The organism is Moraxella ovis (assembly GCF_900453105.1).
Lineage (GTDB): Bacteria > Pseudomonadota > Gammaproteobacteria > Pseudomonadales > Moraxellaceae > Moraxella > Moraxella ovis.
Map to the genome: position 1 here is coordinate 1,336,469 of NZ_UGPW01000001.1, position 20,859 is coordinate 1,357,327.

Below are 20,859 nucleotides of genomic sequence, written 5' to 3' on the forward strand. Positions count from 1 at the left end.
TTACTCCTTTGTAGGTCAAAAATTAACAACTTATGTCATTACCATAACAAAATATTAGGTCGCTGTAAATTTAAAGTTTTATGAAAATATCAATAAAATCATTATGTTATATCATAATTAATGTGTCAATCCACAACCTTGATTATTATCCCTATGCTTTTAAATAAGCCTACATTAAATCAGGAATGTCTTCGCACTTCATTTCAATACCCTTGCCTTCTAACAGCTCTTTTACCATCACTTTTCCACTTCATACATCGACAGACATCACCTCCATCGGGATAGTTGACCCAAAAGATATCACCACCTCAAACTGTTGCCTACTTGGACATGGCGACATACCTTTTCATTAATCAACCAAGAGCCACCAATCTGCCTGCCCTGCTCATCAATATAAAATCCTCTGCCATCTTTTGAGACTTCAGCTCGACCTTAATGAAAGAAAAATGGCTTATCATACAGCACGTCAATCATCGGCTCTCCTGAGCGGTTAAGCATTCCGTGCTTTTTATTAATTTCAATCCCAATGCCCTTACCGGCATCAAAATAAGACATAGAAATACCGTGATATTTCGGCGGTATGATCAGCTTGCCCGACTTATCAGTTACCCCATATAAAGCCATCTCATCGCCATTCGCATCCCGACCATACACGACAACTTCTGCTAGCCCATGATAAAATCCATGCCTAAGACTGTGGTTAAACTGCATCAGAAGCTTGCCATCTGTGTTGATGTAGCCATAACGATCATCTTTTTTAATCACCGCAACACCATCATTAAACCCAAAAATAAAATCATAGTCAAAATCTGCCACGATTTGATTATGGATATCCACCACTCCCCATCTACCATCTTGCTCTACAGGGAAAAGTCCTTCATCTCCTATGAAAATTTCATCATACATGAAAGCAATGATTTGCTTTCTGGATTTATCGATCACACCCCAACGACCACCTCTTTTAAATGGCAAATAGTCATGATAGGAACGGTCGGCATCCTCGAATTGATCAACAACCTGAAGATTAGCATCTAACAGTTGCACCTAATCACCCTTGCCAACCACAAAATACTCACCAAACCCGAAAATCTTATCATATTCAAAGGGAAGAATCTCACGATCATGATGGTCAATCAGCCCACAATTACCATACCTGCCTTCAGCGCGCCGCTCCATCGCGACAATCAGCCCATTGACATCACTTAGCAAACCATATTTAGGCTGAATAATCATCTATCCATGATGCATCATTCCATACTTGCCGTCTTTTATGATTTCATAATAAGAATCATCATGCGGCAATAGATGATCATACTCCATCGGCAAAATAACACGACCTAGACGATCTATCACACCCTCTTTCTCACCATTTGACACGCCAAACTCATCCTTGCCCAGCCGATGGATCTTACGATACTCTGGTGCGATCATCACATCACCTATGACATCTACCAAGCCATGTTTCACGCCTTGATAAGATATCGAAACACCATCTTCAATACAGCCCACCCAGTCATAATCCCCCAAGGGCGGTCTATCACAAACCCATGCCGACGTCACCAGCACACCAGACATCATCAACAAAGCCAAAAATCTTATACCATCCACCTATCGATAACTTTATGTCATATTAACACACCCTGTCGCAAAAACAGCAAAAAACATAGCTTTTGATAAAAATATCGGCTATAATATCGCTTTCATTTTTTAACTTATTTGACTTATGGCAAAAAAAGACGACATCATTGAATTTGAAGGCGAAGTCATTGACACGCTACCAAATACCCTATTTAAAGTCCGCCTTGACAACGGACATGAAATCATCGCACACATCTCGGGCAAAATGCGCAAGCATTACATCCGTATCCTAACAGGTGACAAAGTCAAGGTTGAGATGACCCCTTATGATTTGTCAAAAGGTCGCATCACCTACCGTGGCAAATAATCATCCAGAACCCAAGTTTTTCTTGGGTTTTATTCTATGAGTAAGCCATTCACCCTGCTGATTCACGGGCTGCACATGAGTGGTCTGTATATGTATCCGTTGGCAAAAAAACTCTCTCAAGCAGGCTATCAGACTCACGCGCCTAGCTATCACAGTCTAACCAAATCCATCTCTGACCACAGTCAGATACTGAACGACTGGCTAATACAAAACCACCCAAATGATCGACCACTGAATCTGGTCGGGCACAGTCTGGGTGGCTTGGTGATGCGTCATTTTTTGGCGAATTTTGGTGAGGATTGGCAGGTTCACCGCTGCGTCACACTAGGTACACCGCATCAAGGAAGCATCTGTGCCAATTATGCCAATCGACTCTTTCCGCCTTTGGTTCAAAAAGCCTACCCCTTGGCACTCGATGGCAGCTGTGCACCACTGCCTGATGACATCGAGCTAGGTGTTATCGCTGGCAACCGCCCGATCGGGCTTGGCATGCCAATTTTATCTTATCACAACAGAAGACATCGCCTAGATGCCAATGCCAGACAGCATGACGGTACTGTCTATTTGTCTGAGACCTACCTGCCATCTGCTAAGGATTATCTAATTCTACCTGTGTCGCACACAGGGCTGATCACAGACAGAGCGACCGCGAGCCAAGTGATACATTTTCTAGAATTTGGTAAATTCTTAAAAAAATCCATTTAAAAACCACCTTTTATGAAGGTGGTTTTGATTAATGCGGTTAGGGTTAGCTAAATATGCTTTTTATCCAAGCACCGATTGATTGAATCTGTGGCAGACACACTTGATGTGCCATAGGATATCTGTTAAATGTTGGCTTCAGTCCCAATTCCTCTAATTGCGCCTTGGCATTCACACCCAGAACCTTTGGCACCACATCATCATAATCTCCGTGGTCGATTTTCACACTGATATCGAGATTAGTCGAGACTTCCTGAATGCTATCTTTGCTGGCAAAATATGTCGATAATGCCAATAGTCCACCGAGCTTATGCTTGGACGTTAGCACAGTATGATACGCCACCGCGCCGCCTTGCGAGAATCCTGCGATGATGATGTTCTGACTTGGCATACCTGATGCGATCTCACGCTCGATGAGCTTCTCGATGGCGCGCGCCGATGCTTCGATCTGTGTCACATCCACCTTTCTATCTAGGCTCATCTCAAGAATATCATACCACGCAGGCATGACATAGCCGCCATTGACCGTGACAGGAATTCTAGGTGCGTGCGGAAACACAAAGCGCACCGCCAAATCTCCCAACCCAAGTTCAGGCACAATAGGCTCAAAATCATTTCCGCTCGCGCCAAGACCATGCAGCCAAATCACGGTATGATTGATCGGCAAATTCTTGGGATTATGCTCTACGATCACACAGTCAAGCAATGCATCATTATTAATCAATTCACTCATTGTTATCACCCTTAATTAAAATTGACTTATCATAACACAAACACCCAACGAGATAAATCATAAGCCACCTGCAAAATCATACACCTTTTACTTTTTCTTTGCCAAAATAAGCTCAAAAACCGTTATAATAAGTACATTTTTTGACTTTAATCAAATCATAGAGAGTATATCATGCAGTGGAAAGGTCGCAGGCAAAGTAACAACATCGAGGATCGCCGTGGCGGTGGTGGCGCACGTAAAGTGGGCGGTGTTAGTATTTTTAGCTTAATCTTGGCGCTTATCGTGTGGAAAGTTTTTGGCATCAGTCCTGAGACCACCCTTGGCGTCGCTGAACAAATCACCCAAAACAATCAAAGCGCCCAAGCCCCCGCCCAAGAGACCGCTGATCAAGCCGAGACTCGAGAGTTTGTGGCGACAGTATTGGCAGACACCGAAGATGTCTGGACGCCAATTTTCGCGCAGCTAGGTGGCACTTATCAGGCGCCCAAGCTTGTCATGTTCAGCGGCTCGGTGCAATCAGCCTGCGGTTCAGCGACATCAGCAAGCGGCCCCTTCTACTGCCCTGCCGATCAAAAAGTCTATCTTGACACCAGTTTCTTTAAGGCGATGCGCACACAGATGGGCATCTCTGGCGAGAAGAACAGCAGCGAGCTGACTCGCCAAGACCAAGCCGCAGACTTCGCACAGGCTTATGTGATCGCGCATGAAGTTGGTCACCATGTTCAGACTCTGCTAGGCATCTCAACAGAAGTGCGCCGCGCCCAAGCTAATGCCAGTGAAGCCGCCGCCAACAATCTATCCGTTCGCCAAGAACTACAAGCGGACTGCTTTGCTGGTCTGTGGGCAAGGCATAACCACGAACGCACTCAATTCCTAGAAAAAGGCGACATCGAAGAGGCGTTAGATGCCGCTGAGAAGATCGGTGATGACTATCTACAGCACAAATCGCACGGCCATACCGTCCCTGATAGCTTCACACACGGTACAAGTGCTCAGCGTCAGCGCTGGTTCTACCGCGGTTTTGAGACTGGCGACATCAAACAATGCGACACCTTCGCCACGCGCGAATTATAATTAACAATACCCCACTTTGGGGTATTTTATTATGGCTACTATCATGACAAACACATTCACCTTATCCGACGAATTAACCGAACTACTAACTCAATTCCTAAGACAACGTACCACCAGAGCGATACACATTGACCCTGATGTACTGGCCTATCGCTGGGTGGGCGGCGAATCTGGTCAATTAAGTCCGCTAGACGTGTCATTCCATCAAGATCTTGATGACCTGCTTGGCATCGACACCCAAAAACAAAAACTCATCGCCAACACACGTCAATTCCTATCAGGACTGCCTGCCAACCACGTACTCATGACGGGCTCAAGAGGTGCGGGCAAATCATCACTCATTCGCGCCCTACTAAAGCACTACCACACCCAAGGGCTTCGTATCATCGAGGTGGCGCGTGATGACCTATTGCATCTTGATAAAATTCGCACCGCCATTAAAGCTTCACAATCACAGGGCAACACCAACCGCTATATCGTGTACTGTGATGATTTGGCATTCAACGCCCAAGATGAGAATTATCGCACCCTAAAGAGCGTACTAGATGGTGCGCTTGATAGCGAGCAAGATCGCCTGCTCGTCTATGCCACCAGCAACCGCCGCCACCTACTGCCACAAATGATGAAGGACAACGTAAACATCTATAACGGTCAGACAGATGAGGTGAATCCTTATGAGACCATCGAGGAGACGGTATCATTATCAGATCGCTTTGGTCTGTGGCTGTCATTTTATCCGATGAATCAAGAGCTGTACCTTGATATCGTGGCAAGCTATCTCAATAAAGAAAACATCAACATGGACGATACGGCGCGCCAAGAAGCGCTAAAATGGGCGAGCACACGCGGCGGTCGTTCTGGGCGTATCGCTCATCAGTTTAGCCGTCATTGGATCGGTCAGCTAAAGCTTAATTCAAGCAGCTAGTTAAACACAAAAAATAAAGGCGATCATTGTCACCTTTATTTTTATTTCTGACAGTGTGATTATCGATACGCTAAGCATACGCATATCGCCAGCACATCACGATAAGTTCGAAGCCTGTACCAGTACACGCGTATAGTCTTCTTTTGGCGCGTTAAATATCTGCTCTGCCGTACCCATCTCAACCACCTCGCCATGACTCATGACGATGACTCGGTCGGATAATGCCTTCACTACCGATAGATCATGGCTGATGAATATGTAGCTTAGTCCATATTTACGCTGCAAGTCATTCAATAGCTCAACAACAGTAATCTGAGTTGAACGGTCAAGCGCAGAAGTCGGCTCATCTAGGAGCACAAACTTCGGTTCAAGAATAATCGCTCGCGCAATCGCGATACGCTGACGCTGACCGCCAGAGAATTCATGAGGATAGCGATTAATCATGTTCGGTGAGAGATTTACCTCTTTTAGCATCTGCATGACACGCTGGCGACGCTCATCCTTATTCATGTGCGGATAATGCACCGTCAGACCCTCACCGATGATCTCACCCACCGTCAGACGCGGTGATAGTGAATTAAATGGATCTTGGAACACCATTTGCATGTCTTTTTTGAGCAGCTTGCGCTCAGCATCACCCATCCGATTAATCTCTTTTCCATCAAAGCTGATCTTACCACGCGGCTCAATGATTTGCATGATGGCACGACCCAGTGTTGATTTGCCCGAGCCTGACTCACCAACGATACCCAGAGTCTCGCCTACTTTTAGGTTAAGTGAGATGCCTTTCACCGCGTTGAATACCTGGGTTGGCTTACCAAAGAAACTACGCTTAATTACATAATCAACCTCAACATCATCAGCTGTGATCAGATTAGGCACATCCTCGCCTGGTGATTGTTTTTGGCTTTCAGGAATCGGAGTAAGCAACTCCACAGTATAAGGATGCTGCGGATTATTAAAGACCTCTTCGGTATTACCACGTTCGATGATCACACCATGCTGCATGACGCACACGTCATCGCTGTATCGCTTAACCAAGCGTAGATCATGAGAGATGAGAATAATTGCCATGCCCATGTCCCGCTGTAGCTCACGCATCAAATCCAAGATCTCTGCCTGCGTGGTTACATCCAGCGCTGTGGTCGGCTCATCTGCAATCAGCAGATCAGGCTTATTAATAATTGCCATCGCAATCATGATGCGCTGCAGCTGACCGCCCGAGAATTCATGCGGATAGCTGTTTAATTTTTTATCTGCATTTGGAATTTTGACACGCTGTAGTGTCTCTAGTGCCATTTGGGCTGCCTGAGACTTGCTGATGCTTGGATTATGAATACTAATCGCTTCAGCGACTTGCTGCCCGATTTTCATGTATGGATTTAGCGATGTCATCGGCTCTTGGAAAATCATGCCAATACGCTTACCGCGAATCGTACGCATCTGCTGATCTGATAATGATAGAATCTCATGACCTTCAAAGACAATCGATGCATCATCGCCATATTTTACGATATTCTTTGGCAGCAGCTGCATGATCGCCATCGATGTGACCGATTTGCCAGAGCCTGACTCACCCACGATGGCAAGCGTACGCCCGCGTTCAACCGAGAACGATGATGATTTGACCGCATGCACGAGCTCTTCGTCTGTTTTTAAATAAACATCCAGATTCTTAACTTCTAATAATGTCATCGTTATGTCCTATTTATCCTTTGGATCCAATGCATCGCGCAGACCATCACCGATGAAGTTAAAACAAAACAAAGTAACCACCAAAAACACCGATGGAACCAGCAGCTGCCAAGGCGCTACCTGCATGTTTTGCGCACCTTCTTGAAGCAGTGCGCCCCAGCTGGTCATCGGCTCTTGTACACCCAAACCTAGAAAGCTTAAGAATGACTCAAACAAAATCATACCTGGCACGACCAAAGAAGCATAGACCACAACCACGCCAAGCACGTTCGGGACGATGTGACGCGTGATGATTTTCCAGTTTGATAAACCTGTCACGTGCGCCGCTTCGATGAATTCTTTGTTTTTTAGGCTTAGAGTTTGACCGCGCACCATACGAGCCACATCAAGCCATGACACCAATCCAATCGCCACAAAAATCAAAAAGATATTACGGCCAAATAATGTCACCAAAAGAATGACAAAAAACATGAATGGGAATGCACTTAATACTTCCAAAAAACGCATCATGAGCATATCGACCTTGCCGCCTGCATAGCCAGAGATAGCGCCATACACCGTACCGATCAGCACAGCAACAAAGGCACCCGCGATGCCCACCATCAACGAAATACGACCACCGATCGCAACACGCACAAGCAAGTCGCGACCCAATGTATCCGTGCCAAAGTAATGCCCTGTCGCCATCGATGGTGCTGATTGCATGTTCGCCCAGTCCGTATCAGCATAGCCAAATGGCATCAGCATCGGCGCAATGGTCACAAAAATAGCAATCAACACTAAGATAATAATGCTGGCAATCGCCGCCTTATTACGGCGAAAGCGTCGCCATGCGTCCTGCCATAGGCTGCGACCATTGATGTCAGTTGGTGCAGTTTGTATTGTGTTTGTAGTTACAGACATAAAACAACCTTATTAGTACTTGATTTTTGGATCAATCACGGTGTACAAGATATCCACGATCGCGTTGAACACAATCGTCAGTACACCCACCAAAATCGTCAAACTCAGCACCAAACTATAATCACGGTTCAATGCACCCTCCACAAACAACCGACCAATCCCCGGCAAGCCAAAAATCGTCTCAATCACGATCGAGCCTGTGATGATACCTACAAATGCAGGACCAAGGAATGAGATCACTGGCAACATCGCAGGACGAAGTGCGTGCTTGAACACGATGTGCGATGTCGGCAATCCTTTGGCGCGTGCGGTACGAATGAATGAGCTGTTCATCACCTCAATCATCGAGCCACGCGTCACACGAGCGATGCTGGACGCATACGAGAGCGCGAGTGTGCCAACAGGTAGGATGAGGTATTTTAATGCGCCATCATTCCAACCACCTGCAGGCAGCCATTTTAAGGTCACCGCAAAGATTAACACCAGTAGTGGCGCCTTCACAAAGCTTGGCATCACAACACCAGTCATCGCCACCGTCATGAGCGAATAATCAAAAAAGCTGTTCTGCTTCAAGGCAGCAATCACCCCAAGCGTCACACCAACCAACAGCGCAATAATAAACGCATATAGACCAATCTCAACAGATACCGGCAAAGAGTCAGCAAGCAGCGAATTGATGGTGTGGTCCTTATATTTAAAAGATGGACCAAAATCACCTTGAGCCAGCTGCTTTAGATAATTGCCATACTGTAGCCACATGGGGTCATTAAGATTGTATTTGGCTTCGATGTTCGCCAAAACCGCAGGAGGAAGGTTGCGTTCGCCCGTAAAAGGACTGCCCGGCGCCAATCTCATCATAAAAAACGAGATCGTAATCAGAGATAGCATGGTGGGGATCGCTTCAAGCGCACGTTTAAAAATCAACTTAAACATAAAAACCTCGTGTTTTGCACATCCGCATTAGACACTTGTCATCCAGACAAGAATTCCTTGGATACACTCCTTTGTGATAGATTGGGGAAATCCACCAAATCCTTAATAATAACGCACAATAAATAAGACAGCTGTGTTACTAATTTGTAAATTTTTGGTATTATACATGATTCCAATTAGTTTGTGTTAAGATTTGTCTGTATCAATTTATCAAGCAAAGCATTTATTCAAAATCTTAAGAAATCAATCACTTATTATGATCTGTACTACAAATAAAAAACACATACTAATTTAGTATGTGTTTTTGGTGCCAATCCTAAGCACTCAGTTTAAGATTGGTAAACTTTGATTAATGCTTCAAGATTTTTAGGTCTTTTACATGCCACTGACCTTGTGGGTCATTGGTCGCAAATCCTGATACGTAAGGCTTAACCAGACGCGGTGCAACGTATTGATAAACAAAGATGGTCGCCGCTTCTTTATCCAGTACTTCTTCAGCTTGACGGTACAATTCAGCACGCTGCTCAGGTGTCACATCTGCGCCCAATGTCTGCGCCATGATAGCATCAAATGCAGGACTGTTGTATTTACCATAGTTGCTAGAGTCTGTCGATAGGAACGTATTTAAGAAGGTAGACGCTTCGTTATAGTCAGCACACCAGCCACCACGAGACATTTGATGCTTCTGAGTTCTGCGTGTGTCTAGGTAAGTTTTCCATTCTTGGTTTGCCAGCGTCACATCCACGAATCCAAGCGCATCTTTCCAGAACGATGCTGCCGCCACCGCCAACGTCTTATGCTGCTCATTGGTGTTATACAGTAGTTCGAATTTTAGAGGATTTGATTCACTATAGCCTGCTTCATTTAGAAGCTTCTTCGCTTCTTCGATACGCTTGTCTTTGTCCCATGATTTCCACTCTGGCGTATGATTCTTGATGCCATTGGTGGCTTCAGGGGTGAATTGGTAGGCGACTTTTTGACCTTGACCTAGAATCTTATCCACGATGGTGTCACGATCTAGCACCAACGACAGCGCACGGCGGACGCGCACGTCGTCGAACGGTGCTTTGGTGTGGTTAAATTCATAATAGTAGGTACATAATTTTGGTGAAACTTTTACTTCATCACCAAGCTCGCTTTGTAGCTGCTTGAACTGCGTCGGTGGCAATGCATCATCCGTAATATCAACTTCACCCGCCTTATAGCGCTGTACGTCAGTCGTATCAGAACCGATCACCAATAGGGTAACTTTGTTGATGGTAGTATTGGCATCATCATAGTAGTTCGGGTTACGCTCAAGCACGATGCGCTCATTCACCTGCCACTCTTTTAGGGTGTACGGACCATTACCTACAAAGTTACCCACGCGTGTCCATTGATCACCCAGCGCTTCGACGACTTTTTGGTTCACAGGTTTTACTGAAGTGTGGAACAGCGCGTGTGGGAAATAAGGCACAGGCTCAGCCAAGGTGACTTCTAGCGTCTTATCATCGATCGCCTTTACGCCTAGTGTGTCAGGTTTTACTTTACCATCAACGATGTCTTGGGCGTTAACGACTTTTAGACCAGCCAGATAGGTTGCGTATGGAGACGCTGTGGCAGGATCCACCACACGGCGAAAACTATAAACAAAATCGTGCGCAGTCACAGGATCGCCATTTGACCATTTGGCATCACGAAGTTTAAATACCCATACTTTATTGTCCTCAGATAACCATTCTGTCGCCATGCCTGGCACGGTGTTACCTTCTGTATCGGTGGTGGTTAGACCAACCAACATCTGACGTAGAATATTCGACTCTGGAACGCCGCCTACCTTGTGCGGATCTAGAGATTCAGGTTCTGCGGTATTATTGATAACAATTTCCTGTTTCTCTGCTAGGTCGCCTGCAGCCGGCGCGGCAGCATCCTGTTTATTCGCTTCGGTGGTGGTCGCAGCCTTGTCATCACCGCCACATCCTACTAATGCAGCACCCAAAGCAAGCAGTAGCGCTGATGGCATAAATTTGGTATTCATAGAAATGTCCTTATGATGAGAAATAATTAAAAGCCATTGCCTTGGCAGATCGCCTAAATGACTAGACAATATATAACCGTAGAACCTGATAAAAGTCAAGAGTTTTGTTACAACTTTATGAAAATAAGTTGGGCTTTTACATTCATTTTGTTATGGTTTGATTGCCATACGTATTTTATTCATACCAATAAAAAAACACACCTTAAATAAGGTGTGTTTTTTTATGATTGATGATTACGCGTCGTACGGATCTCTAAGCACGATGGTCTCATCACGGTCAGGGCCGGTTGAGATGATGTCTACAGGGCAGCCCACCAATTCTTCGATGCGCTTGATGTAGATTTTGGCATTCTCTGGCAGATCTTCAAACTTAGTGATGCCAATGGTTGACTCGCTCCAACCCGCCAATGTTTCATAAGTTGGTTCTACTTTTTCATAGAATTCTGCATCGTATGCACCTGCGCACTCGCCTGCGGGTACTTTGTATTCGGTCGCAATCTTAATCTCATCGAGACCATCCAGTACGTCAAGCTTGGTCAAGCAGATGCCAGACATTGAGTTTAGCACCACCGCGCGACGCAGGCTAACAGCATCGAACCAGCCACAGCGACGGGCACGGCCCGTGGTTGCACCAAATTCATGACCCACTTTGGCCAGATGCTCACCCACTTCACAGAACAGCTCAGTTGGGAAAGGACCTGAACCCACGCGCGTGGTATACGCCTTAGTGATGCCCAGTACATAATCAAAGTACAATGGACCCAAGCCTGTGCCTGTCGCCACGCCACCTGCGGTCGTGTTCGAGCTGGTTACGAAGGGGTAGGTGCCGTGATCGATGTCAAGTAGCGTACCTTGAGCACCTTCGAACATTAGGTTCTCACCCGCTTGACGGCGAGTCTCTAGCTCTTCAGTCACATCGACAACCAAATCTCTTAGCTCTTTTGCCCATAGCTGGCATAGCTCAAGCGTCGCATCATAATCGATAGCATCAACCTTGTAGTATTGAGTCAGCGCAAAATTATGATATTCCAAAATCGCTTCTAACTTTTGTGGTAGGTCGCTACGGAATAGGTCGGCTACTTTCAGCGCACGGCGAGCCACTTTATCCTCATAGGCAGGACCAATACCACGACCTGTGGTGCCGATCTTAGCATTGCCGCGTTTGATTTCACGCGCCTGATCAAGTGCAGTGTGATAAGGCATGATCAGCGGACAAGCAGCAGAGATGCGCAGACGCTCGCGTACAGGTACACCTTTATCGATTAGGCCGTTCATTTCTTTTAATAATGCATCCGGTGCCAATACCACGCCATTACCGATGAAGCAAGTCACGCCCTCGCGCAAGATGCCAGATGGAATAAGATGCAATACCGTCTTCTCACCGCCCACGACCAATGTGTGACCTGCATTATGACCACCTTGGTAACGCGCTACTGCGGTTGCTTTTTCGGTCAGTAGATCGACGATTTTACCTTTGCCTTCATCACCCCATTGGCTGCCTAAGACAACGACATTCTTACCCATGATAATTCCTCATTTAACAATTAATTTTCAAATTAGCGACAAATCAAAATCAGTCATCACCGACCAATCGAACAGCCCAACCATCAGCATCATCAAGATGCAACACGCCATCAATCTGGGCAGGTCTGTCATCAGCGGATAGCGGCTTGATAACAACACACCCTTCATCTTGTAAGGTTTTGATCTGCGCAGTTAGATCTTCTTTTTGGGTCTCGGTGCTATTAGTCAGATCCTCAAAGTCCACCACGATGATGGTGTCTTCTTGGAGTTCAACGAATTCAAGCAAGCGGTTAATATCCATACTAAAGCCACTCGCCTGTCGTCCTACCGTCGCACAAAAACGCCCACCACGAACCAAAGGCTGCGTCTGCATGGTAGATGATTGATTCAGATAAACATTAAATACAATACCGGTATGATAGTGATAACCAGACAGCTCAGTCACATCAACACTCACCGTCATGCCAAGCGCTCTTATGTGCGCACCTAGTGTCGCCAGATCCTTAGTTGCATCTATGATGATCGGATCGTTCTGAGCTTTTTTGGAGAGTTTTACCAATAGATTATTGGCGTCTGGTGTCGCATCTTGAGCCAGATTATGCTTAGCAAGTACCAAAAAATCAGCGCCATCTGGCATGTCAGCACAGAACGCTTGAAGCGCTGGCAAGTCTTTTTTGTTATACAGCGCCATCAACTGATCACAAGCTGCCTCATCCAAGCCGTGCAGCTGCGTTAAGCTCTCAAAGATCGCCACATGACCCACATCCACATGAAGATCGCGGCGACTCATACCAATCTCATCTGTCAAGGCAGTGATAAGCTCCAACAAAGACAGCTCCACACCAACATCGCCCACCCCAAAAATCTCAGCGCCCAGCTGTAGCGGTGTACGCAGCCCAAACAATCCGTTCGGCAATGTCTTTAATACTTGTCCGATATAGCAGTAACGTGCCACACCTGTGCCATGCTGAGCATCGATGCGCGTGATCTGCGGTGTGATGTCCGCACGAACACCCATCGTACGTCCCGTCAGCTGATCAACGATCTTAAAGGTCTGGCGTTTTAGGTCTTCATCCGCCCCACCAAGCAACGTCTCGGTGTATTCAATCAAAGGAGGCGACACAAGGCGATAGCCATGCGCCGTCAATACGAACAATAACGCATCGCGCAGACTTTCTTGTTTTTGAGCATCTTTAAATAGAACATCTGCCACACCATCGGGCAGTAGCCAATTCTGAGCATGGGTTTGAAGACTGGTGGAAGCGGTGCAAGCAGGCACAAATCACCCCTAAAAGCATAAAAAATACAATAAAAATAGCAAGTCATCACTTGCCAAATTAAAATAGAGAAAAAACAAACGGTTTTATGTGGTTTTTTCGTGCTTAGTGTACCATTAAATCACGCCCACGGCTAGGCTAAATTGCAAATTATTTTAAAAAACCATGAAAACCACCCAGCAAGAACACAGTCATGAATTTATAATGAAAGTTAGCTAAAATGTTGCTATAATATGGCAATTTTATCCAGCATCTAAGTTTTGGCGTGGATAAGCTTCAAACATCAAGCACACAAGGGGGCGACATGCCGAACAAGCACGATACTGACGACATCCTAGCCCCAGCTGCACCCACAACCAGACCAGAACCGCATCGACCTGACACCATCGAAAGCTACCTAAAAGTTCAAACTAGCGAACACGACATTCGCCCCACCGATGGCGAGCTGGATTTTGGTGAAGAAGATGAAGACGAAGAAGAACTGGTCTTATCGGACAATCAAGACAGCTACATCTACGGCGATGCTGACGCCACAGACGAAGACACCATCGAGACGATGACGGTGTATGACCCTGACGCTGATAGATTTGAAGACCTTGAAGATTCTGGTGACAACGAAACCATCATCTGCTATTCGTATTCTAGAAAAACAGGCGAACCCATCGAACAGCTCGCCATTGATGACGTCAGTCGCGCACTCACCAACAACAACCAATTCATCTGGCTAGGTCTTTACGATCCTAGCATTGAGACCGTTCAGGAAGTCAAGGATGCCTTCGACCTACACGAACTTGCCCTAGAAGACGCCCTTGCCGACCATCAGCGTCCAAAGGTAGAAAGCTATGGCCATGACATGATCTTCGTGGTGGTACGTACCGCAAAGCTAGAAGACAATCAAATCCGCTACGGCACAACCGCGATATTCATGGGCAAGAACTTCATCATCAGCATTCGCCGTGGTGCATCCAACTCATACACCCCTGTGCGAGAGCATTATCATCGCCGCCCTGAACGTCTTCGCTTAGGCCCGATTTTCGTGCTGCACGCGATTTTGGACTTTATTGTCGATAACTATTTGCCGATTACTGACCGCTTGGGTAATTACCTACGTGAACAAGAACGAAACATTTTTTCATCAGAATTTAGCCGTGATACACTACGAAGCCTGTATGAATTAAAATCACAATTGGTTCACATGCGCGCGGTCATTCTGCCCGTACAAGACGTGTGTAATTTCTTTATTAACCACAAAAAAAATGAGCTGATCTCAGCCTTTCCTGCTGCTGCCCAACCCTATTTTAGAGACGTGAACGACCACCTGTTACGCTCGCTGGATGCGGTAAACGGACTTAACGAGATGCTGTCTGTCGCGATGAATACCTATACCACGATGGTTACCATGGGACAGAACGACGTGGTTAGAAAGCTGGCCGCATGGGCAGGTATCGCGGCTGTACCGACTGCCATGGCAGGCATCTATGGCATGAACTTTGAATTCATGCCTGAGCTGACATGGCGTTATGGTTACTTCGCTGTGATTGGGCTGATTTTGGCGATTTGTATGTTTTTATATTATAAATTTCGCAATGCAGGCTGGCTATAAGCATCAACACAAAGGGCGTCAAACGCCCTTTTTCTCGGTCAGATATTGCCAATACCGCCTTGGCAGCTGCGCGATGTGATGCTTAGGATTGATGCGCTCCTTGATGGTGACATGGCGAAAATACGCCTGCCATAGCCTTTGATATATCGGTTCGCGATCCGTGTGAATCACGGACGAATCTTCCAAGACCACTTCATCAATCTGCGCAATCTCACGCACGCCTGCCGTAGGTTCTGTATGGTTATAAAAAATCCCATAACCTCGCACCACATCAAAGATTAGCCAACTCTGATCGGCAAAGCGCTTGGCAAAAAAATCACCTAGCAGCGGCAGCACATTAAAATCAGGGTTCACCTTAGCCAGATACACCCCTTGGGTGGTATCTTCAAACCTGACGAACGCCTGCATGCGATGGCGTTCACGACCTACTTTTTTGATGGCGATTAGAACCGCTTGCACATCAGGATGTGCGAAATTTTGCATAACTTTCTTGTTGGGATTATCCAGCTGATACACCACAACACGAAACAGATGCGTATATATCTTGGCACCTTCTGACAAAAATGCCCACACCACGTCTCGCAGCGGCAAAATTTGCTTAATCTTAATGAGAACGCGCGCCGCCTGCTCTTCATTATTCTCAATCCAAATCTCATTCGCCAAGAAATTCGGCACATGATCAAAAGACGACACGATCGATAATGGCGATCTCGCCAATCGCTGCGCATACGCGTAGAACACTGCTGACAGCCAGCCCTCAAAGCTACCATCAAATATCAGCACCGTCTCATCAGCAGATTCCATCAATGATGGTTGGGAATAAGGTATCAATTGCATGGTTTGATGAGTTACTCAGAATAACGACAGCTGACCTGTGCGATGCTCGCTGAATTTGGTCTTGGTATTACCCATTAGCAGCTCACGGAAATTCTCACGCGTCAGATCATTGAGATAAGGATTAGGCACTGATAACGCCACAAAATACCGCGCTCGGTTCACTGCCGCACCCATCTGTTTAAGATGATCCAACGTCAGTGCAGTGAATTTGCGAGATTTGACGATTTTTTTGGCGGTACGCACACCAATGCCTGGCACACGAAGCACCATCTCATAAGGCGCGGTTTGAATATTGACAGGGAAATGCTCACGATGACGAATCGCCCAAGCCAATTTAGGATCGAATTGCAAATCCAAAAAAGGCGAATCTGCATCGACGATCTCATCAGCATGAAACCCATAAAAACGCATGAGCCAATCCGCCTGATATAGGCGATTTTCACGCACCAGTGGTACGGGCGTGCTGATGTCAGGCAGTCGTTTATCAGACAGCATGGGCACGTAGCCTGAATAATAGACACGTCTTAGCTCATATTTTTGATAAAAATGACTCGATAAGCGGATGATCTGATGGTCAGTCTCACCCGTCGCACCGATGATAAACTGAGTGGATTGCCCTGCTGGCGTGAATTTAGGAGCGTGTTTATGGACTTTTTTTGACTCTTTGAATTGCACGATTTGCTCTTGCACCGTTTGCATGGGCGCTTTCATGTCGTCGTGGTTCTTCTCAGGTGCTAAGAGCGCAAGCCCTGATTTGGTCGGGATTTCCATGTTTACCGAAAGGCGATCTGCATACAGCCCCGCTTCTTTCATCAGTTCATCGGACGCACCTGGAATGGTCTTTAGATGGATATAGCCTTGAAATCTGTGCTCAGTGCGCAAGGTCTTGGCAACCCGCACAAGCCGCTCCATGGTGTAATCCGCATTCTTAAAAATCCCCGAACTCAAAAACAGCCCTTCGATATAATTTCGCCGATAAAACTGCATGGTCAAATCCACCACTTCTTCAACGGTAAAAGCAGCGCGCGGCGTGTCATTACTGCGTCTAGACGTACAATAAGCGCAGTCATAGATGCAGTGATTGGTAAATAGGATCTTCAACAGCGACACACAGCGACCATCTTCGGTAAAACTGTGGCAAATCCCTGACTTAGAGGCATTGCCAAGACCGCCTGTGTTCTTGCGATTGCCACCGCTGGATGAGCAGGAGACATCATATTTAGCAGCATCCGCCAAGATAGAGAGCTTCTCTTCGATACGAGTAGGATTCATTAATCTTTCTTAGTTTTTTGTAGGTTTTGATAGATACGATTGGTATGAATTTATATTATTACTATAATATTTGCCGAACACGTCATTTAATACATCCTGACTACTTCACTGTATATTGGGATGTTGATGATATTTTAAATTAAAATTTTGTTAAAATTTGTACATTGCTTGGTTTTTAAATTTTAACGTCAAACGATAATTCCTGCACCGCTCCATCCAAAATCATGCACCACCTTACCAAAATCATCATCAATCGGAGCCATCACCGTGATACGCTTACCGCTCATGTCATCAAATGCCAAAGTATGAGCGTGCAAAAGTAGCCTTGATACGCCCGTAAACTCTGCCACCGCACGATTTTGGGCGGTGTCGCCATGCGTGGTGTCGCCGACAATGGGGTGAAATAGGTGCGTCATGTGTCGTCTTAGTTGGTGCTTTCGCCCTGTAATTGGGGTAAGTTTCACAAGACTATACCGAGATGTAGCGTATCTATCCACCGAGACAAAGGGCATTTCGCACGTTGCCAAATTCTCATAATCAGTCATGGCGGACTGTGGCTCTTTGTCGCTACTGGCAAATTTATCGGCGATTTTATCAAGTTTGATTTTTAACGGATAATCAATCCGCCCACTACCCAAAAGATAGCCACGCACCACCGCCAGATAGGATTTATCTACCGTATGATGTTCAAATTGCCCCGACAATGCCCGTGCCACGTCTGACGACTTAGCAAACAATAACACGCCCGATGTCGGGCGGTCTAGCCGATGAACAGGAAAAACGTGCTGCCCAAGCATATCACGCAAAACCGTCATCACAAATACCGTCTCATGCTTGTCAAGCCATGAGCGATGAACAAGCATACCAGCAGGTTTGTTTACCGCCACCATATCATCATCTTGATATAAAATTTGTAGCATTTTGCCATTTCCGATTTATTTCATTTATTAAATGTGTAAAATCATAAGAGCGTTGTGTTCGCCCCTACAATCGCAAACTAAGCGTTACAAATCTACCAACCGACAAAACAGCTCATCATACGCCATTTTGTCCTGCACGTTTTGCCCAACCGCCACCGCCATGTCATCAAGACTTGCTAAAAAATTTTCTACCCGATCAAGGCTTAGATTGTCCGCCCCATTTATCAGCCCTGCCACATCCATGTCGGTATGAATGCTATCAAGCCCAAGCCCCACTCGCACCACGTCCATAAGCATGAGCCTTGTCAAAACGGCAAAATCAGCAAAACTCATCACGCCCTGCCAGTAGTCGCTGGCACTCACCGCCGACCGCTCGCCGTGCCTTAGGGTAAGCCATGTTTTTAGCCACAATACACGCTTACCAAACCACACCGCCTTTGGCAAATCCACCGCCTTTAATACCGCCCCGTCGGTGAGTGTCAAGGCAAGTCTGGCAAGACTCTCATCACCCAACACTCCACCTACATAAGCCAACGCCACATCATGAGCAACAGCCCCAAGCGGCAGGGCTTGCGCACGGCTTTTTATGGTAGGCATGAGTTTGGCAGGGTTGTCGCTGATGAGTATCAAATGCACGCCTGCCCGTGGCTCTTCTAAGGTTTTTAGCAGGGCATTGCTCGCCCCAATCGTGAGACTGTCAGCATCATCTAGCACGATGAGCCGAACGCCATGCCCCTTGACGTGGCTATACTCCTGCAAGGCTCGCACATCATCAATCTTAATGGACGACCGCTCACTCTCATCAGACGTAGGCAGGCTCTCGGACGGTAGCACCATGACATCAGGGTGCGTCCCTGCCATGAGCCAATGACAGCTGTCGCACGCCCCACACGCCCCCTGTTCGCCCTTGTGTTGGCACAGTAGCCACGCCACAAACCGCCACACAAATTCACGCTTGCCAATGCCTGCCATGCCACACGCCAACAGCCCATGCGGTAATTTATCGTCATAAAACTGACCGACCACCTGCTCCCAAGCCTGTGCTTGCCAAGGCAATAATGGAGCAAAATAGGGCAACTGTTCTTGTTCGTTCATATCAGAATTTTAAAAACTCATCAATCGGCATGGCATTTAGCCTATCCAAGTCTTCCTGCGTGTCCACCCCAAGCGGTAAGGCGACTTTGGCGACATCTATGGCGATTTTTTGTCCATTTTCTAAAATGCGAAGCTGTTCTAGGCTCTCCAAACGTTCCAATACGCCCTGCTCCCATGTGCCAAATTCCTTTAATAATTTGACCCGATACGCATAAAGCCCCAAATGACGATAGGCGTTTTTTGGTACATCGCCAAGCTCGCCTGTCAAATGAGCATCCCTGTCGTACGGCATGGGGCTACGGCTAAAATACAAGGCATTCTGGCGAGCGTGGACGACTTTTACCACCGAATTTTTATAAAAATCATCATAATTATCAATCACTTCACACAAAGTCGCCATGACACAGTCAGAATTTTCCACCAAAAGATTTTTGGCTTGTTCTAGCAGTACAGGCGGTACAAGCGGTTCATCGCCTTGCATATTGATGACAATGTCATCATCCGCCAAACGCAAAATCTGTGCCACCTCGCCCAGTCTGTCCGTGCCTGATGCATACTCACCCGTCATCACCACAGGCACGCCCGCACACTCACACACCGCAAAAATCCGCTCATCGTCCGTTGCCACACACACGCTGTCGGCAAAAGTCGCTTGCAGGGCTTTTTGAGCTGTCCAGAGAATCATGGGCTTGCCATGCAAATCCAATAAAGGTTTGGCAGGTAGGCGAGTGGATTTGTAGCGGGCAGGGATAATGATGTGGGTTTTTGGTTGGGTTATCATGATTGTTCCATTGGGCTGTTTTGATGAATTAAACCTTTAAAATACGACATGAGCGATCAATAAAAAATTACAAAAACAAAATATTGCCAGTATTAGGCTCTTTTAGGATAATTGTGCCATTGATTAAACCAAGTGCATAATCAAGTTCAGGATTGTTTTCTTTGGGAATGGGGCGAGATTTACCATTCTCATCAATAGCAACAAAGGTAAACACCGCTTCGGTTACACATTCGTGATTACCTGAGCCGTCCTTAACTTGTTTTCGCCATACTTCCACTTTGACTTCCAAAGATGAATTGCCCACACGAGTGCATTGCCCATAACAACACACAACATCACCCACCGACACAGGGCGTAAAAATACCATTTTATCCACCGACACCGTTACCACTCGTCCTTTGGCAATTTCTTTGGCAAGAATCGCTCCGCCCAAATCCATCTGCGACATAATCCAACCACCAAAAATATCGCCATTAGCATTAGTGTCAGCAGGCATTGCCAAAGTTCGCATAACAAGACTACCTTGCGGAGCCTGTTTGATTTCATTTGTCATGAGATTACCTCTTAATCTATAAAATGTTGTTTGTGATTTTAAATGATGTACTTACAAAGATTTAATTAAG

At 46.3% G+C, this 20,859-nt stretch carries 21 protein-coding genes; 5 read left to right on the plus strand and 16 right to left on the minus strand.

Annotation, left to right across the window (positions count from 1 at the left end):
- Positions 1–432: 432 nt before the first annotated feature.
- From DYD54_RS06410 to DYD54_RS06420, 3 genes are read right to left on the minus strand one after another with little or no spacing between them, the layout of a single operon-like run.
- Entirely contained in the window at positions 433–1,044 is a 612-nt protein-coding gene (locus tag DYD54_RS06410; RefSeq protein ID WP_063514219.1) for a WG repeat-containing protein, read from the minus strand.
- On the minus strand, positions 1,045–1,233 hold the full coding sequence (locus DYD54_RS06415) for a WG repeat-containing protein (RefSeq protein WP_063514220.1): 189 nt from the start codon (positions 1,231–1,233) through the stop codon (positions 1,045–1,047).
- Positions 1,234–1,575 carry a WG repeat-containing protein gene (locus DYD54_RS06420; protein WP_218563646.1) on the minus strand — a complete coding sequence of 114 codons (342 nt, stop codon included), beginning with the start codon at positions 1,573–1,575 and terminating at the stop codon, positions 1,234–1,236.
- A 148-nt stretch (positions 1,576–1,723) separates the two neighbouring features.
- Here DYD54_RS06420 and infA point away from each other — a divergent pair, with 148 nt between their 5' ends.
- Together infA and DYD54_RS06430 are read left to right on the plus strand one after the other, a co-directional pair.
- Complete coding sequence (infA, locus tag DYD54_RS06425; protein WP_029102801.1) at positions 1,724–1,945, plus strand: translation initiation factor IF-1; 222 nt, start codon at positions 1,724–1,726, stop codon at positions 1,943–1,945.
- A gap of 36 nt (positions 1,946–1,981) precedes the next feature.
- Complete coding sequence (locus tag DYD54_RS06430) at positions 1,982–2,650, plus strand: esterase/lipase family protein (protein WP_063514222.1); 669 nt, start codon at positions 1,982–1,984, stop codon at positions 2,648–2,650.
- A gap of 43 nt (positions 2,651–2,693) precedes the next feature.
- Here DYD54_RS06430 and DYD54_RS06435 read toward each other — a convergent pair whose 3' ends face one another.
- Entirely contained in the window at positions 2,694–3,380 is a 687-nt protein-coding gene (locus DYD54_RS06435; protein ID WP_063514223.1) for an alpha/beta hydrolase, read from the minus strand.
- Positions 3,381–3,551: 171 nt separating this feature from the next.
- Between DYD54_RS06435 and ypfJ the strand changes: the two genes are divergently transcribed.
- Both ypfJ and DYD54_RS06445 read left to right on the plus strand, forming a co-directional pair.
- Complete coding sequence (ypfJ, locus tag DYD54_RS06440; RefSeq protein WP_063514224.1) at positions 3,552–4,454, plus strand: KPN_02809 family neutral zinc metallopeptidase; 903 nt, start codon at positions 3,552–3,554, stop codon at positions 4,452–4,454.
- Positions 4,455–4,497: 43 nt separating this feature from the next.
- The gene (locus DYD54_RS06445) at positions 4,498–5,379 is read left to right on the plus strand and encodes an ATP-binding protein (protein ID WP_228703531.1); all 882 of its coding nucleotides are present in this window, start codon (positions 4,498–4,500) and stop codon (positions 5,377–5,379) included.
- A gap of 96 nt (positions 5,380–5,475) precedes the next feature.
- Here the strand turns inward: DYD54_RS06445 and DYD54_RS06450 are convergent, their stop codons facing one another.
- The 6 genes from DYD54_RS06450 to DYD54_RS06475 form a co-directional block, all read right to left on the minus strand.
- Positions 5,476–7,074, minus strand: coding sequence for an ABC transporter ATP-binding protein (locus DYD54_RS06450; protein ID WP_063514226.1), 1,599 nt, complete (start codon positions 7,072–7,074; stop codon positions 5,476–5,478).
- 9 nt (positions 7,075–7,083) lie between these two features.
- Positions 7,084–7,977, minus strand: a complete 894-nt coding sequence (oppC, locus tag DYD54_RS06455) for an oligopeptide ABC transporter permease OppC (RefSeq protein ID WP_063514227.1) — start codon at positions 7,975–7,977, stop codon at positions 7,084–7,086.
- 12 nt (positions 7,978–7,989) lie between these two features.
- Positions 7,990–8,910 (minus strand): oligopeptide ABC transporter permease OppB, encoded by a 921-nt coding sequence (gene oppB, locus DYD54_RS06460; protein ID WP_063514228.1) that lies wholly within the window; start codon positions 8,908–8,910, stop codon positions 7,990–7,992.
- A 349-nt stretch (positions 8,911–9,259) separates the two neighbouring features.
- Positions 9,260–10,927, minus strand: coding sequence for an ABC transporter substrate-binding protein (locus tag DYD54_RS06465; RefSeq protein WP_063514229.1), 1,668 nt, complete (start codon positions 10,925–10,927; stop codon positions 9,260–9,262).
- 234 nt (positions 10,928–11,161) lie between these two features.
- On the minus strand, positions 11,162–12,451 hold the full coding sequence (locus DYD54_RS06470) for an adenylosuccinate synthase (RefSeq protein WP_046700087.1): 1,290 nt from the start codon (positions 12,449–12,451) through the stop codon (positions 11,162–11,164).
- A gap of 49 nt (positions 12,452–12,500) precedes the next feature.
- The gene (locus DYD54_RS06475) at positions 12,501–13,730 is read right to left on the minus strand and encodes an ATP phosphoribosyltransferase regulatory subunit (RefSeq protein WP_063514230.1); all 1,230 of its coding nucleotides are present in this window, start codon (positions 13,728–13,730) and stop codon (positions 12,501–12,503) included.
- Between the two features lie 263 nt (positions 13,731–13,993).
- Here DYD54_RS06475 and corA point away from each other — a divergent pair, with 263 nt between their 5' ends.
- Complete coding sequence (gene corA, locus DYD54_RS06480; protein WP_370446592.1) at positions 13,994–15,331, plus strand: magnesium/cobalt transporter CorA; 1,338 nt, start codon at positions 13,994–13,996, stop codon at positions 15,329–15,331.
- 18 nt (positions 15,332–15,349) lie between these two features.
- Here the strand turns inward: corA and DYD54_RS06485 are convergent, their stop codons facing one another.
- The 6 genes from DYD54_RS06485 to yciA form a co-directional block, all read right to left on the minus strand.
- Positions 15,350–16,168, minus strand: a complete 819-nt coding sequence (locus tag DYD54_RS06485) for a TIGR03915 family putative DNA repair protein (RefSeq protein WP_084260643.1) — start codon at positions 16,166–16,168, stop codon at positions 15,350–15,352.
- A gap of 15 nt (positions 16,169–16,183) precedes the next feature.
- Positions 16,184–17,440: a putative DNA modification/repair radical SAM protein gene (locus tag DYD54_RS06490; protein ID WP_063514232.1), complete on the minus strand. Its 1,257-nt coding sequence runs from the start codon at positions 17,438–17,440 to the stop codon at positions 16,184–16,186.
- 188 nt (positions 17,441–17,628) lie between these two features.
- Positions 17,629–18,360 carry a tRNA pseudouridine(65) synthase TruC gene (gene truC / locus DYD54_RS06495; RefSeq protein WP_063514233.1) on the minus strand — a complete coding sequence of 244 codons (732 nt, stop codon included), beginning with the start codon at positions 18,358–18,360 and terminating at the stop codon, positions 17,629–17,631.
- 84 nt (positions 18,361–18,444) lie between these two features.
- Positions 18,445–19,455: a DNA polymerase III subunit gene (locus DYD54_RS06500; protein WP_063514234.1), complete on the minus strand. Its 1,011-nt coding sequence runs from the start codon at positions 19,453–19,455 to the stop codon at positions 18,445–18,447.
- Between the two features lies 1 nt (position 19,456).
- The gene (kdsB, locus tag DYD54_RS06505; protein WP_063514235.1) at positions 19,457–20,236 is read right to left on the minus strand and encodes a 3-deoxy-manno-octulosonate cytidylyltransferase; all 780 of its coding nucleotides are present in this window, start codon (positions 20,234–20,236) and stop codon (positions 19,457–19,459) included.
- A 67-nt stretch (positions 20,237–20,303) separates the two neighbouring features.
- Positions 20,304–20,789 (minus strand): acyl-CoA thioester hydrolase YciA, encoded by a 486-nt coding sequence (gene yciA / locus DYD54_RS06510; RefSeq protein ID WP_029103270.1) that lies wholly within the window; start codon positions 20,787–20,789, stop codon positions 20,304–20,306.
- Positions 20,790–20,859 lie beyond the last annotated feature (70 nt).

Excerpts from the sequence above, each read along its gene's own strand:
- DYD54_RS06415 (WP_063514220.1), bottom strand. The coding sequence starts at position 1,233 with ATGATTATTCAGCCTAAATATGGTTTGCTAAGTGATGTCAATGGGCTG.
- DYD54_RS06420 (WP_218563646.1), bottom strand. The coding sequence starts at position 1,575 with ATGTCTGGTGTGCTGGTGACGTCGGCATGGGTTTGTGATAGACCGCCC.
- infA (WP_029102801.1), top strand. The coding sequence starts at position 1,724 with ATGGCAAAAAAAGACGACATCATTGAATTTGAAGGCGAAGTCATTGAC.
- DYD54_RS06430 (WP_063514222.1), top strand. The coding sequence starts at position 1,982 with ATGAGTAAGCCATTCACCCTGCTGATTCACGGGCTGCACATGAGTGGT.
- DYD54_RS06435 (WP_063514223.1), bottom strand. The coding sequence starts at position 3,380 with ATGAGTGAATTGATTAATAATGATGCATTGCTTGACTGTGTGATCGTA.
- ypfJ (WP_063514224.1), top strand. The coding sequence starts at position 3,552 with ATGCAGTGGAAAGGTCGCAGGCAAAGTAACAACATCGAGGATCGCCGT.
- DYD54_RS06445 (WP_228703531.1), top strand. The coding sequence starts at position 4,498 with ATGACAAACACATTCACCTTATCCGACGAATTAACCGAACTACTAACT.
- DYD54_RS06450 (WP_063514226.1), bottom strand. The coding sequence starts at position 7,074 with ATGACATTATTAGAAGTTAAGAATCTGGATGTTTATTTAAAAACAGAC.
- oppC (WP_063514227.1), bottom strand. The coding sequence starts at position 7,977 with ATGTCTGTAACTACAAACACAATACAAACTGCACCAACTGACATCAAT.
- oppB (WP_063514228.1), bottom strand. The coding sequence starts at position 8,910 with ATGTTTAAGTTGATTTTTAAACGTGCGCTTGAAGCGATCCCCACCATG.
- DYD54_RS06465 (WP_063514229.1), bottom strand. The coding sequence starts at position 10,927 with ATGAATACCAAATTTATGCCATCAGCGCTACTGCTTGCTTTGGGTGCT.
- DYD54_RS06470 (WP_046700087.1), bottom strand. The coding sequence starts at position 12,451 with ATGGGTAAGAATGTCGTTGTCTTAGGCAGCCAATGGGGTGATGAAGGC.
- DYD54_RS06485 (WP_084260643.1), bottom strand. The coding sequence starts at position 16,168 with ATGCAATTGATACCTTATTCCCAACCATCATTGATGGAATCTGCTGAT.
- DYD54_RS06490 (WP_063514232.1), bottom strand. The coding sequence starts at position 17,440 with ATGAATCCTACTCGTATCGAAGAGAAGCTCTCTATCTTGGCGGATGCT.
- truC (WP_063514233.1), bottom strand. The coding sequence starts at position 18,360 with ATGCTACAAATTTTATATCAAGATGATGATATGGTGGCGGTAAACAAA.
- DYD54_RS06500 (WP_063514234.1), bottom strand. The coding sequence starts at position 19,455 with ATGAACGAACAAGAACAGTTGCCCTATTTTGCTCCATTATTGCCTTGG.
- kdsB (WP_063514235.1), bottom strand. The coding sequence starts at position 20,236 with ATGATAACCCAACCAAAAACCCACATCATTATCCCTGCCCGCTACAAA.
- yciA (WP_029103270.1), bottom strand. The coding sequence starts at position 20,789 with ATGACAAATGAAATCAAACAGGCTCCGCAAGGTAGTCTTGTTATGCGA.